The sequence below is a fragment of the Limnoglobus roseus genome, assembly GCF_008254045.1.
GTDB classification, from domain to species: Bacteria; Planctomycetota; Planctomycetia; order Gemmatales; family Gemmataceae; genus Limnoglobus; species Limnoglobus roseus.
The window spans coordinates 4,721,246-4,734,826 of sequence record NZ_CP042425.1 but is presented as its reverse complement, the minus strand read 5'-3'; the positions used below and the strand labels follow the sequence as shown (position 1 = coordinate 4,734,826).

The following is a 13,581-nucleotide window of genomic DNA, read 5'->3' as shown; positions in this document are numbered from 1 at the left end:
TCGCGGGTTTAACCCTGGCGGGTTGGCACCTTCTGGGCACTGTTGGCCGTCGAATCGTACTTCTTTCGCTCGGCCGGGTCGGTCACTTCCTCCAGCACGGTGGCGAAGTCGGCCACGTCGTACCACCCGCCGTCGGCGAAATCGACGACTGCCCGGCCGCCGTAATTGACGGTGACGACGCGGCCGACCCGACCCTCGAACCGCTTCAGGTCCGGGCGGGCGTCGGGCTTCACCCGCACGAGCTTGTCCGTCCACTGCGCCTTGAGCGCGTCCACGGCACTCTTTTCGGGGAACGGCATGACTACCCTCGGAAGGCCTGGCGGGTGTGCGACGGCGGGTCGAAGTCGAGCCGCTTGACGAACTGGCACGCCTCGGCGACGCCGAACTCGCGTTCCATCCCGGCGTCGTGCCAGTCCACCGACAGCGGGCCGTCGTAGGCAATCTCGTTCAGCCCGCGGATGATGGCGTCCCAGTCGATGCCGCCCCGCCCCGGCGAGCGGAACTGAAAGCCCCGCCGCGGGTCGCCGCTCGGCCAGTAGCCGGTGAGGACGCTCGACCGGCCGTTGAGCGTCAGGACGGCGTCCTTGATGTGGACGTGGTAGATGCGATCCGCGAACCGCCGCAGGAACTCGACCGGGTCCACGCCCTGCCAGTGCAAGTGGCTGGGGTCGAACGTCAGGCCGAACTCGTCGCGATTGTTCATCGCGTCCAGCACCACTTCCGTCGAGTGCAGGTCGAAGGCGATCTGACCGGGGTGAACCTCGAAGGCGAACCGCACGCCGGAATCGCGGGCCACGTCGAGGATCGGGTTCCACTGCTTCGCGAACTGCTTCAGGCTCTCCGCGATGAACTCCGGCCGCGGGGCGGGGTAGCCGGCAACGTAGGACCAGATCGGCGAGCCGGTGAAGCCGCTGACGACGCTCGCGCCGAGTTTCTCGGCGATCTTGAACGTCGCCGTCATCTCCTCGGCGGCCCGCTGCTGAACGCCGGCCGGCTTGCCATCGCCCCAGATGTAGTCCGGCACAAGGGCGTGGTGCCGTTTGTCGATCACGTCGGAGACACACTGCCCGACCTTGTGGTTGGCGATCACCGGCAGTTGCAGGTCGTGCCGGGCGAGCAGGTCGAGTTTCGCGGGGACGTAGCTTTCGTCGCTGGCGGCCCGCTGGATTTCGAGGTGGTCGCCCCAGCCGCAGAGTTCGACGCCGTGGTAGCCCCACTCGTTCGCCTTGACGGCGAGGGTCTCCAACGGCAGGTCGGCCCACGGGCCGGTGAACAGCAGCACTTGTCGGGGCATCGCGGGCGTCCGAGCGGGCGAAGGGGAGAAGTCATTGTACGGGCGTGCCGACGGTTGCCACTTCCCGGCCGCGCGGTAGCTTGTCCGCAGGCGGTTTCATCTCTCCCCACAGTCAAGGACACTCGCATGAGTACCCAGAAAGTCCGCGTCGCCATCATCGGCCTCGGCTTCGGATCGGAATTCATTCCCATCTTCCAGGCCCACCCGAACGCCGAGGTCACGGCCGTTTGCCGCCGCAACAAGGCCGAGATGGACAAGGTCGCCGACAAGTACGGCATCGCCAAGCGGTACACCAGTTACGAAGACGTGCTGGCCGACCCGGACATCGACGCCGTTCACATCAACAGCCCGATCCCCGACCACGGGCCGCAGAGCATCGCCGCCCTGAAGGCCGGCAAGCACGTCGCATGCACCGTGCCGATGGCGACGAACGTGGACGACATTCGGCAGATCATCGAGCTTCAGAAGAAGACCGGCAAGGTCTACATGATGATGGAGACGGTGGTGTACGCCCGCGAGTACCTGTTCGTAAAGGACCTGTACGAGAAGGGCGAACTCGGCCGCATCCAGTTCCTCCGCGGTAGCCACCAACAGGACATGGACGGCTGGCCGAACTACTGGCCCGGCCTGCCGCCGATGTGGTACGCCACCCACTGCGTCAGCCCGTGCCTCGCACTGCTCAGCAAGCCGGGGCAACCGGCGTTGGCCGAGAGCGTTGTCTGCCACGGGTCCGGGCGAATTCGCGAGGAGTTGATTTCGAAGTACAACTCGCCGTTCGCGGTCGAGTCGGCCACGTTCAAGATCAAGGGGTCGGACGTGGTGGCCGAAGTGACCCGCACGCTGTTCGACGTGGCCCGCCAGTACCGCGAGAGCTTCGACGCGACCGGCAGCAAGAAGAGCTTCGAGTGGCAGCAGGTGGAGGACGAAGACCCGGTCATCCACACGAAGAACACGGCCGAGACGCCGCGGACGGAGAAGGAGATTCCCGAGCGCGTGAAGGTGCCGGACTTCGCTAGCCGCCTGCCGGAGCCGATCCGCAAGTTCACGATGCCGGCCCACATTCAGGACGCCGACCACCTGTCGTTCCTGCAAGGCGGCGGCCACGGCGGCAGCCACCCGCACCTGACGCACAACTTCCTCATGGCAGTTCTCGGTCAGCAACCGGCCTTCCCGGATGCGCCGACGAGCGCGAACTGGACGCTGGTCGGCCTGTGCGCCCACGAGAGCGCGATGAAGGGCGGCGACCGCGTGACGATTCCGACGTTCTGAGCGAAGTTGCAATGGCCGATCCAACGAAGCACACCATTACGGGTCGACGAGCCGCGGTCTTGGGGATCACCTTGATCGCGGCCGTTCTGATGTTTGTGGTCGGGCAACTATTAGCGGTGCGCTATCGGGATGCGATCCCTGGCGACATCCGTTCTGTCTTGGATGCTCAAGTCGAAGCTTGGAACCGCGGGGATCTCGAAGGCTTCATGGCCGGGTACTGGAACAGCGACGAGTTGACGTTCTGCTCCGGCGGCGACGTGACGAAGGGCTGGCAGCCGACACTCGACCGCTACCGCAAGCGGTATCAGACGGGCGGTGCCGAGATGGGGCACTTGGCATTCGACGACGTGAGCGTGGAAGTGCTGACCGCGGACACCGCCCTCGTGCGCGGCCGGTGGGCGCTGACCCGCAGTAAAGACACACCGCACGGGCTGTACACGCTGCAACTCAAGCGGTTCGCCGACGGGTGGAAGGTGGTGTACGACCACACGTCGGCGGCCGAGGCGAAGCCCAACTAAAAAACTGCCCCGGAACCAAGTTCCGGGGCAGTCGTTGAAGTCTCACTCTTCCGACCCGTTACTTGTCGTCCTTCTTTTCGTCCTTTTTAGGATCGACCGGCTTCGCCTCGTCCTTCTTAGGATCGACCGGCTTCGCCTCGTCCTTCTTGGGATCGGCCGGCTTCACCTCGTCCTTCTTGGAGTCTTCTTTCTTCGGCTCCTCGTCCTTCTTGGAGTCGTCCTTCTTCGGTTCCGGTTTCTTCGGGGCGAGCAGGTTGCCCGCGCCCTTCAACTCGGTTTCCTTCTTCGGGCCGCCGACCGGCGGGGCGTCCTTATCCAGGGTGCCGAGCGATTCGCCGCCGGCCCGCGTGGCCATCGCCTTGAACACCTTCGGGTCAATCCCCTCGGGCACGAACCGCACCGCCCCGTCGCCCATGAGGACGAACGTGCCGCGTTTGCCGCCGGGCGTCGTGTGGGCGAAGTCATCGATCGGGTTCGGGAGCCTGTCATCGATCCCTTGGGCCGTCGACCCGCCGCCCGCGATCCACGGCCGGGCGAACGTCGGCGGGGACTGGATCATGTACATCGTGTTCGACAGGCCGTCGGTCACGTCCGCGGGCTTCGAACCCCAGTCGTAGCCGACAAGACCGACCTTCTTGGCGTGGTCCGGGTTAGACGGGTCGTACCGGGCCGAGTCGAGGCCGAGGCCGGTCACGGCGACGTAGTTCGTCCCGCCCAGGGACCGCCCCTCGGCCAGCGGGTGCGTGGCCCGCCACGACGACTGCGGGTAGTACGGCACGAGGAACTCCGACACCCACGTCCCCGCGGCCGACTCGTGTTCCTTGGCGTACCACGCGAACCGCTTTTCCTCGATCGACTGGCGAAGCCCGCCCTTGCCGAGGTACGGCAACAGGTCGGCCATAAAGCTGACCCGGTGGTCGGGCGGGTACGGAAGGCCGAACCGGTCGATGTTGGCGTTCCGGGCGAACGTCGTCGGCGCGGTCATTTGCTTCTCGTCCATCAACCGCTTGAGCGCGGTGGCCAAATCCCCTTCCTTCGCGGCCCCCGACAGGACGGTCATCCGGCCCTTCAATTGCGTCGCGGCCACGACCACGCCGGGTTGAATGGTCTTGCTGTAGGCGTCGGCCGACCAGTTGATTTCCGCGTCCACGGTCACGAGCGTGTCGCGGACGCCGAGTTCGATCTTGGACGGCTGCATCCCCCCGGCCGGCCGGCCGTTCGGGCCAAAAGGCAGTCCACCGGGTCCACCGGGTCCACCCGGCGAGCCGGAGCCGGGGGCACTGGACCCGCTTTCAGCACTGACCGACCCAGGGGCACCACCTTCACCGCCCGGGCCCATCGGACCGTTCGGGTTGTTCTGGCCCCCGGCGGTATTGCGAACTTCGATGAACGTCCCCAGCGGCTTGTTCAGGAGGGGGGCCAGAATCTTCAAGAGGCCGTCCAGGCGGTCGTTGACGGTCGTCTTGGCGTCCTCGGCGGACACGAATTCGAACAGGAATTGGGCCGTGAATTTTTCCTTCTGGAAGCTCGTGAGGGATACGCCAATCATCCGCGTGTTCTCGACGATCGCGCTGATGATCATGCCCGCCTGGGCGTAGACCGACTGGTAATCGCGGGACAGCAGGCGCTTGTCGAGCATGTCGGCGTACACGACCGCGGGCGGGTTCTTGTCGTCTTCCTCCAAGAGGTTCAGCATCCGCTTCAGTTCCGGCTTCACGGTGCGGTACGTCGGAATCGACGTGTACAGCTTCGGCGGCCCCTTGGCGGGCTTCGGCACGCCGTCCCCGCCGGACCCCATTGGCGGGGGGGAACCACCTCCGGGCTGTGACCCGCCTTCGACGGGCCGCGCGGGCGAGGGACCAGAACCGGGTGAGCCCGGCGACCCGGGGGACCCGGGCGAGCCCGGCGACCCGGGTGAACCGGACGGGGCACCAGAAGCGTCAGGTGCGGGCGGCGGCGGGGCGGCGGGGGCCGTCATTTCCGTCTGGAAGGGCGGGTAGCCGTTCTCACCGATGAGGGTGAGATAGCCTTCCATCCAGTTGACTTCGCCGATCAAAACCGTCTGGCTGTCGTAGACGCAGATGGCGAGCGGCTTTTCCTTCCAACGGGCTTTGTCTTCTTCCGTAATCGGGATGCCGGCTGAACCGAGCATCGACTCGGTCGAGAGCGTCCGGCTAATGGCCGTGACGAACGGGTTAGTCTTGAGAATGCCGTAGGCCCGACCGTTGATCGGCGACTGCTTCCCGCTCTCGACTTCCATGCGGTCCGACATGGCGTTTAGCGACGGCACGGCCGCCTTGGTGCGGATGATCGTGAACGGGTCGCGGTCCGCGCCGACCAGCGCGACGTACACGTGCGTGATGTCGGTGGCGTCGAAGCTCATCGAGTTGCGGAAAAAGTCGAGCATCTGCCGGTCGAAGAACGCGGCGTAGAACGGCGTCGGCTGGAGGCGCTGCATGTTGAGTTGCAAGACGGCTTGCGTCTGCCCCGGCAGCAGGTTCGTTGCATCCTTCATCTGCCCGGCGGCTACCATCGTCGGAACCTCCGCCTTCGGCATCGGTGGGGGCGTGACGTCCCCGGGCATGGGCGGGGCGATGCCTACCGGCGGGGCAATCCCGACCGGGACCATCGGGTTCATCGGATCGCCGGTGCCGGGCGTTGGCACCACGGGGACGTCCGGCGTTGGTGTTGGTGTTGGCGTGGGGTTTGGGGTGACCTGCCGTTGCGCGGTTGGTTGAGACTTCGGCGTGTCGTCCCCGGAGAAGAGGAGGAAGCCGACGACGCCGAGCAGCACGAGGGCAGCAACGCCGACGCCGACGCCGATGAGGACTTTCGGGTTGCCCTTCTTTTTTGCGGCCTTCGGCGTTGCGTCGGCCTCGGCCTCATCGCCCCCTTCGGCCGCGTTGGGGTCGGACACCTTGAAGCGGTACTTGCACTTCGGGCAGTCGATTTTCTTGCCGATCATGCCCTCGTTCTTGACGAGCACGTCGGCCTCGCAACTGGGGCACGGGACGGTAAAGCTCTTGGCCATATGTCACTCGCGGCAGGGGGATTCGAGCCGGGATCGAATTCGGAACGACGGGATCGAATGGGAACGATTAAGCCTGCATCTTATCCGGCCCCGCCGGGGGCGGGCAAAGGCATTTTCACCGTTTGCCCGCGGATGTTACGATTTTGTGGCCTGGGCTATTGGCGCGTTCCGCACAATCAGTCCCGCAACTTCATCGAGACGTACTTCGTCTCCAGGTACGCTTCCAGCCCTTCGTGGGCGCACTCGCGGCCCAACCCGGACTCTTTCATGCCGCCGAACGGGCACTGCGGGGCGGCCGGCACGGGGTCGTTGACGCCGATGATGCCCGCCTCGATCCCCTCGGCCATCTTCATGGCGATGCTGAGGTCGTTGGTGAAGACGTAGGCGGCGAGGCCGTACTTGGTGTTGTTGGCGGCCGCGATCACGTCGTCGATCTTGCTGAAGTCGAGGATCGGCATGACCGGGGCGAACGGCTCGTCGGTGAGAATCTTGCAGTTCGAGTTCAGCCCCTTGAGAACCGTCGGCTCGAAGAAGTAGCCCTTGCCGAACTTGTCGGACCGCTTGCCGCCGGTGAGGACGTTGGCCCCCTTCCCGGCCGCGTCGCCGATCAGGTCGAGCGTGGCGTCCATCGCCTTCTTCTCGAACATCGGACCGACGACGGTGTCCGCGTCGAGGCCGTTGCCGAGCTTGAGCTTCTTGGCCTCTTCGACGGCCACCTCCGTGAACTTCTTCTCGATGTCCTTGTGGACGAAGAACCGGCTCGGGCTGATGCACACCTGCCCGTTGTTGCGGAACTTGCCGAGGACGGCCGCCTTCGCCACGACTTCCGGGTCGGCGTCCGGGAAGACGATAAACGGCGCGTGCCCACCGAGTTCGAGGCTGAGCCGCTTGACCTGATCGGCCGCCTGCCGCATGAGTTGTTTGCCCACGGCCGTCGAGCCGGTGAAGCTGATCTTCCGCATCCGTTCGTCGGCCATCAGGGCGTCCGAGAATTCGCTCGCCGACCCCATAAAGAGGTTCGCACAGCCGGCCGGCAGCCCGGCGTCTTGCAGGCACTCGAACAGGCCGATGAGCGACAGCGGCGTCTGGCTGGCCGGCTTCGCCACGACGGTGCAGCCGACCGCGAGGGCCGGGGCGATCTTGCGGGCTTGCAGCATCATCGGGAAGTTCCACGGCCCGATGCTCCCGACGATGCCGACGGGGTGCTTCAGCACGAGGTGCCGCTTGCCCGGCACGCTCGGCGGGATGATCTGCCCGTAAGCCCGCTTGCCTTCTTCGGCGAACCACTCGAAGGTGTCCGCCGTCGCCATCACCTCGCCCTTGGCTTCGACGACCGGCTTCCCCTGCTCCATCGTCATCGTCCGGGCGAGGCCGTCGGCCCGTTCGCGGAGCAGGTCAGCCGTCTTCTTGAGAATCTTTGCCCGGTCGTAGGCGGTCAGTTTCATCCACGCCGGCATGGCCGTCGCAGCGGCGTCGATGGCTTTGTGGATGTCGTCCTTGGTGCCGACGGCGACTTCGGCGAGGGTGTCTTCGGTGGCCGGGTTCTCAACGGCGAGCTTCTTACCGGCCGCGCCGTCGGCCCACTTGCCGTTGATGAACAATTGCCGGTTCTGAACCGCGATGGCCATGATGCGTCCTCGGAAATGGTGCAATAGGGGTATCTTATGCCGATCGACCTACTGCGATTCCTCGCGGAATCGTTGTTCCACCCACGGGTCGCCGCGCATGTGGTAGCCACCGTTTTCCCAGCTCTCCCAGAAGCCGGGACGGTCGTCGGTCATGAACTCGATGCCACGGACCCACTTCGCGCTCTTCCAGGCGTACAGCTTCGGCACCACCAACCGCACCGGGTAGCCGTGATCGGGCGTCAAGTCCTGGGCGTCGTGCTTGAGGGCAAAGAGGCAGTCGTCGCCGAAGAAGTCGGCGACCGGCAGGTTCGTCGAGAAGCCGTACTCGCAGTGAACCATCACGAACTTGGCTTCCGGCGACACCGTGACATGGTTGAGCAGTTCGCGGGTGGCGACGCCTTCCCAGAAGTTGTCGAGTTTGCTCCACCGCGTGACGCAGTGCATGTCGGCAAAGACCCGCGTCCGCGGCAGCCGCGTGAACTCGTCCCACGTGAACCGCGTGACCGGCGAGACGAGCGGGTCGGGGAAGATCGTGAAGTCCCAGGTCTTCGGGTTGAACGACGGCACTTCGCCCGCGTGCAGGATCGGCCACTTAACAGTGCGCACCTGCCGCGGCGGGATGCGTTCCTCGCGGCGGGTGTCGGGGGAAATGATGACTTCATCCTGCATCATCACGGCTCCACTCGTGGAACCCAGAGCGGAAGCGACGGGGTGTGGAGACAGTCTCACCACCCCGTCGCTTCCGCTCTGGGTTCCAAAATCACGCCTTCACTGGCACCACTTCCCGCTTCACCACTACTGCCTTCGACTTCCCACAGAAAATGTAGCCGATGAGCGCGTCCAAACCGAGCCAGCGGCCGGTCGGCATACAGGCGAGGGCCAACAGTGCGAAGAACTCGACGGCGTTCTTGTTGATGAACAACGGGTTGCCTTCCGTGCCCGGCGGCAGCGTGAACCACGGGAACGGTGGGTGCGTCAGGTACGTCAGCAGCAGGAAGCCAGCGGCGGCCACGCAACTGATCCGCGTCAAGAAGCCGAACAAGATGAACGCGCCAACGGCCGCGAGGAACCACCGGGTCAGCCAGTCGTTCCGCTGGAGCGGCGTCTTCTCGGTCGAGGCTTCGGGGGCCTTGCCATCGTTGATCTTCGTCTTCAACTCGGTCACGAAACTGTCGATGTCTTTCACGAGGGCCGCCTCCTCGTTCCAGTAGTCGGCCCGCGACGTTTGGGCCTTCTTGATGTCGAGGCCGTAGCCGCCGCCGAGGCCTTCACTTTGCCGGGCTTCCGCCTCTTGCTTCTCGTGCTTCAGCAGCCCGAGGTAGTGCAACCGCTGGGGGCCGGTCATCAGCACCGGGTCGCCACTGATGCGGGCCATCTTCACCTCGCGGCGGTCCTCGCCGTAGGTCCAGCGGGCGAAGGCGGCCTTCGCGGCGAGAATGGACTGGCTGGCGATCTCCTTGCCGGACGAGAGCCGCTTTTCTTCCTCCGCCTTGGTCTCGGCCGCGTCGTTCTCCGCGATCTTGCGGTCGCCATCGGCCTTCTTCTTGGCGTTCTCCTTCGCGGCGGCGTCCTTCGCCGCTTCGGTTTCCTTCTTCTCCGTCTCGGCAATCTTCTTCAGCTTGGCTTCCTGCAGTTTCGGCAGGTCGGCCAGCGCCTTCTCGGCGTTGTCGTGGATCGTCTTCTCGGCCGTGCCCAAAAGGCCGTCGAGTTCCTTCGCCACGTCGTCCGGGCAGAGGGCGGCTTGTTCCTCCGTCGTCAGCTTCGCGAAGTCGGCGGCCGAGATCTCCTTCTTCGGCGTCAGCTTGGCCGGAATGATTTTCGAGGCGTCGCCGTTCATCGCGCGCATCATCGGGGCGAGCGGGCCGGGGGCTTCCTTGAAGTACGGCTCGCTGGAGAACGGCCGGTTCGTCTCGGTCGCGCCGATGTAGTGCGACTGAATCTTGTGCAGCCCTTCGAACAGGAACTGCCAGCCGATGGCCAGCCGCAGGGCGAGCAAGAAGAAGACCTTCGGCTTCCAGTTCTGCTGGGCCGTGGCCACGATGAGGGCGATCAACACGCCGACGAGGCCGGCGTACAGGACTTGAATCGGGATGGGGAGGGTCATCGGGGAACCGTTCAGTCAGGGTAAGTGAGCGTGTTCAGGTACGTTTCGCGGAAGGTCGGCGGGCTGTAACAGCGGACCGCCTCGCCGAACACCCGCGGCCCGTCCTCGCCGTTCGGCAGCACGATGCCGCCCAGGTGGGGTCGCGTGCGGACGAACTCCTCGGCGGCCGCGTGGCCCATCACGAAGAAGGCCGTCGAAATCGCGTCGGCCTCGGCTGCGGACGGGGCAATCACGCTGGCGCTCGCCGTGCCGGTCGCCGGCCAGCCGGTCCGCGGGTCGAGCAGGTGGCCGAGCTTCTGGCCATTGTAGATGAAGTGCTGGAAGGTGGCCGCGGAAGTCGCAAAACCGCAGTCCCGCAGGCGGACGGTGCCGAGCGTGCGGTCGTCGTCCCACGGGTGGCGAACGGCAACGGGCCAGCCGCGCCCGTCGTCCGGCGGACAGCCGATCGCACAGACGCTGCTCCCGCCGCCGTGCAGGAGGGCCGCGTCGATCCCCCACCGCGACTTCAACAGCTTCGCGGCCCGGTCGAGAGCGTACCCCTTCCCGATGGCCCCGAGGTTGATTTCCAGGCCGCGCCGCCGGAATTTGACGCTGTGCGTGGTGGCGTCGAGGATGAGGTGCCGCGTGCCGGTCGCGGCCATCGCGTCGAGCCGTTCCGCGGCCGTCGGCACCCGCCCTTCCCGCCGGTAGAAGCCCCACGCCTTGATGAGCGATCCGGTGGCGATGTCGAAGGTTTCCGCCGTGTCGTTGGTCAACGAAGCCGAGAGCGAGAGCAGGTCGAAGAGTTGCGGTTCGACGACGACGGCACCGTCGGCCGCGGTCGCGTTCAGGCGGCTGACCTCGCTGTGATCGCGGTAGACGGTGAGCTGGTCTTCCAGGTCGTCGATCAGATCGAGGGCTTCGGTCGCGGCTTCGAGGGCGTTCGGTTGACCGTAGGGGATGGCGACTTCGAACGTCGTGGCCATCGCACGGCGGGAGACGCGGAGCAAGTTGTAGTCGGCCGGCCGATCCGGGTCCGGCGGCAGGAGCGGGGCGATCGTACTCGCCGGGCTGACCGAAAGGAAGTCACGGCGTTGCATGATGGAATTCTAGGGTCGATCGTCTTCGTAGTCGTCGCCGTCGTCGCGATCGGCCGGCCGACTACTGCTCGCTTTTTTCGGCTTCGAATCGAAGTCGCGATCGTCCTCGTCGGGGATCATTCGGGCGATCCGACGAAGCATCAGGGGGTAAAAGAGTTGCCGCTCGGCCTTCTTCGTGAGCCGATCTTCTTCGACCTGAATCGCCTGTCGTTCGAGCGACGGGCGGCTGACTTCGGCGAACAACTGCGGCCCCACGAGCAACAGGCTCAGGGCGTCCCGACCGGCGTCGAAGCCCACGAGGGCGGCGCCCACGGCGTCGCACGAGAGTTCGTCCAACCGCGCCAGCGGCCGGTAGAGCATGCTGATTTGCGAACGGATCAGCCCCGTGTGCCCGAGGGCGTGGTGGGCGAGTTCGTGGGCAATGATGAACCGCAACACGTCCGGGTTCTTCGTCAGGCGCGACCCGTGCACGATGTCGTCGAACAAGACGACGTTCTGTTTCGCACCGATCCGAACAGCAAAGGCGTTTTGTTGGTTGCTCTCGACGAGGTAGACGTCCGGCGGGTCCATGTCGAGGGCTTCGGACAGGTCCGCGACGTACTCGTAAATCTCGGGGAACTGCTTCGGCCCGATGCGGAGGGCCGAGCCGCGAAGTTGCGCCAGCGCAACCCTCCGGCGGAGGAGGTAAAAGATGAACCCGACCGCCATCACAATGAGACCGATGCCGAACGTCGATGCGGCGAACACGATCGCCCCGATGCCGGTCGTCAAAAAGAACAGGATGTAGCCGATGGTCTGATGAAGCCCGGTCCCCGGCTCGACGTAGTCCCTGGGGTCTATTGCACGAGTCTTCGCCATGTCACACTCGTCGGTGGGGGCAGAAAAAAGCCCACGAACAGGTTCGTGGGCGGCGAGTGGAGCGATGCGGCAGGGTTAGCTCTCGCCGTACATGTCGTGGGTCGTCGGGTCGAGGTGCTTGGTGTTCCGCTCGATGGCGAGGACGATGGTGCGTTCTTCCATGCCGTCGGCCGATTCCGCGACGGCCGGCAGAATCTGACGGCCGTCGGTCAGGGCGTACCGCATCATGAACGACCCGTCGGGCCGCAACTTCACCGGCTCGTTTTGCAGGGTGACGTGAGCCGAGGCGTCGGTCCGACCGGTCACGATCAACTCGGCGTCGATGGTGAAGTCGAACTTCTTGAGTTTCTCGGGCAGCACGGCCCCGGTACCGAAGACCCCGTCCTTGCCGCGCTTCAACTGATCGTCGAAGAGTTCGCGGAGTTGTGAAGGGCCTTCCGTCGTTTCGAACCCGGTGGACATGGCGAGCAACCGCTCGGCGGTCATCTCGTCCACGTCGGCCGTCCAGTTCTCGTCGAGGACTTCGCTCGCCCCGGCCTTCGGTGGCGTGACCACGTTCGACCGCGCGAGAACCTTGAAGTCCCCTCGGCGGGACAGGTAGCCGATATCGGCCCGGTAGGTCCGCGGCGGTTGCGGCACGTCGATGTACCAGTGGCTACAGCCGCCGTGGATGACGATGTCCCGAACGGCGGCCTCACTGGTGCTGGTGGTGTCTTGCGAGGTCACGTCGAAGAGGCGGATGATCGGTTTCGCCCCGTGCCAATCTTGGCCGAGCGACGCTTCCGCCCGCTGAACCGATTGGAGCGTCAGTTCCCAGTGGGCGTGCAGCCAATGGGGATCGGGCACCATCAGGAAGATGCGATCCTTCGCGGGGTTCTTGGACTTCAACGACAGATCCTTGTCCGGCGGGATCGTGGTTTCGATCACCTTCAACGGCGGCGGCACCGGCCGGGTGTGACTCGACTTCTCGGCCGACTTTGTCGCCTTATGATTGCCGTTAAGGGCAGCCTTCTCCGCGACCGGCTTAACCAACTTCGGGGCGGCGGACGGCGCTGCTTTTTTGGCGGTAGCAGCCGGCACCGGCGCCTTCGCAATCGGCTTCGGAGATTTTTTGCCCGGCGTGGCGATCCTCGCAGGTCCGGCCTTCACCGGATTTGCTGCGATCTTCGGCTTGGCCGCCGTCAACCGCGATGGTTTCGTCGACCGGCCCGCCGGCGGCTTGGGCTTCTTGGTCGTCTTGGCAGCGGAAGGTGCTGGGATCGCTTTCACAGGTTGCTCGGGGTCGTCGGATGTTGGGAAAATATCTCACGCAACTTCGTCAGGACATTATTCCCGCGAAAGTGCTACGAGGGTGTCTTTTGGGCACCAAGGCGATATCCGCGGTGGACCGCAACCGGGTTCCGTCCCGGAAAGTGTTGGCTAAAAGTCGAAGCGCCGAATCACAAACCATTGACCCGAAGTCGTTTCAGGAGATACTGACGCAATCGTCCGATGATACGCCAGCGAATCGGTGGGGGTAGCTGGCCAATGGCTCGTAAGGAGTTTCCGTTCCTCAACTAAGGGATAGTGTAAAAAAATTCGGATGGGTGTGTCAACGCGATTTGGGGATACTTCTTCATCTTTGTCGATTTCCTGGACCCCTAAAGAGCCGAAATACAACAATCTTCGCAGTTACTCTTAATTGCCCGGTTGTAGCACTTTCAAATAGCCAATCACAGTCGCCCGCTCAATTGGCGGGTTTCCAGGGCAGAAAATACTTTGTGAATTTTTTCACAAAGTCTGGTTGACGAATTTTTCTTC

General features: G+C 64.6%; 11 protein-coding genes. 2 read left to right on the top strand and 9 right to left on the bottom strand.

Annotated features, from left to right (window positions below; all coding sequences use genetic code 11):
• Positions 1-8: 8 nt before the first annotated feature.
• Together PX52LOC_RS19765 and PX52LOC_RS19760 are read right to left on the bottom strand one after the other, a co-directional pair.
• A complete protein-coding gene (locus PX52LOC_RS19765) occupies positions 9-299 on the bottom strand; it encodes a hypothetical protein (RefSeq protein ID WP_149111713.1) in 291 nt (96 codons plus the stop codon).
• A 2-nt stretch (positions 300-301) separates the two neighbouring features.
• A complete protein-coding gene (locus PX52LOC_RS19760; RefSeq protein WP_149111712.1) occupies positions 302-1,294 on the bottom strand; it encodes a sugar phosphate isomerase/epimerase family protein in 993 nt (330 codons plus the stop codon).
• 126 nt (positions 1,295-1,420) lie between these two features.
• On the opposite strand from PX52LOC_RS19760, the gene PX52LOC_RS19755 reads away from it, so the two are divergent.
• A complete protein-coding gene (locus tag PX52LOC_RS19755) occupies positions 1,421-2,563 on the top strand; it encodes a Gfo/Idh/MocA family protein (protein ID WP_149111711.1) in 1,143 nt (380 codons plus the stop codon).
• A gap of 11 nt (positions 2,564-2,574) precedes the next feature.
• Positions 2,575-3,081, top strand: coding sequence for a YybH family protein (locus tag PX52LOC_RS19750; protein ID WP_149111710.1), 507 nt, complete (start codon positions 2,575-2,577; stop codon positions 3,079-3,081).
• A 58-nt stretch (positions 3,082-3,139) separates the two neighbouring features.
• Here the strand turns inward: PX52LOC_RS19750 and PX52LOC_RS19745 are convergent, their stop codons facing one another.
• The 7 genes from PX52LOC_RS19745 to PX52LOC_RS19715 all read right to left on the bottom strand — a co-directional run bounded on the left by PX52LOC_RS19745 (position 3,140) and on the right by PX52LOC_RS19715 (position 13,050).
• Complete coding sequence (locus PX52LOC_RS19745; protein ID WP_149111709.1) at positions 3,140-6,112, bottom strand: DUF1559 family PulG-like putative transporter; 2,973 nt, start codon at positions 6,110-6,112, stop codon at positions 3,140-3,142.
• A gap of 176 nt (positions 6,113-6,288) precedes the next feature.
• Entirely contained in the window at positions 6,289-7,740 is a 1,452-nt protein-coding gene (locus PX52LOC_RS19740) for an NAD-dependent succinate-semialdehyde dehydrogenase (protein WP_149111708.1), read from the bottom strand.
• A gap of 48 nt (positions 7,741-7,788) precedes the next feature.
• A complete protein-coding gene (locus PX52LOC_RS19735; RefSeq protein ID WP_246173416.1) occupies positions 7,789-8,412 on the bottom strand; it encodes a sulfite oxidase-like oxidoreductase in 624 nt (207 codons plus the stop codon).
• A gap of 88 nt (positions 8,413-8,500) precedes the next feature.
• Positions 8,501-9,844: a DoxX family protein gene (locus PX52LOC_RS40715; RefSeq protein ID WP_168219101.1), complete on the bottom strand. Its 1,344-nt coding sequence runs from the start codon at positions 9,842-9,844 to the stop codon at positions 8,501-8,503.
• 11 nt (positions 9,845-9,855) lie between these two features.
• A complete protein-coding gene (locus PX52LOC_RS19725) occupies positions 9,856-10,923 on the bottom strand; it encodes an FAD:protein FMN transferase (protein ID WP_149111707.1) in 1,068 nt (355 codons plus the stop codon).
• 9 nt (positions 10,924-10,932) lie between these two features.
• Entirely contained in the window at positions 10,933-11,781 is an 849-nt protein-coding gene (locus tag PX52LOC_RS19720) for a M48 family metallopeptidase (protein ID WP_149111706.1), read from the bottom strand.
• A gap of 75 nt (positions 11,782-11,856) precedes the next feature.
• Positions 11,857-13,050, bottom strand: a complete 1,194-nt coding sequence (locus PX52LOC_RS19715; RefSeq protein ID WP_149111705.1) for a DUF4912 domain-containing protein — start codon at positions 13,048-13,050, stop codon at positions 11,857-11,859.
• Positions 13,051-13,581: the final 531 nt, after the last annotated feature.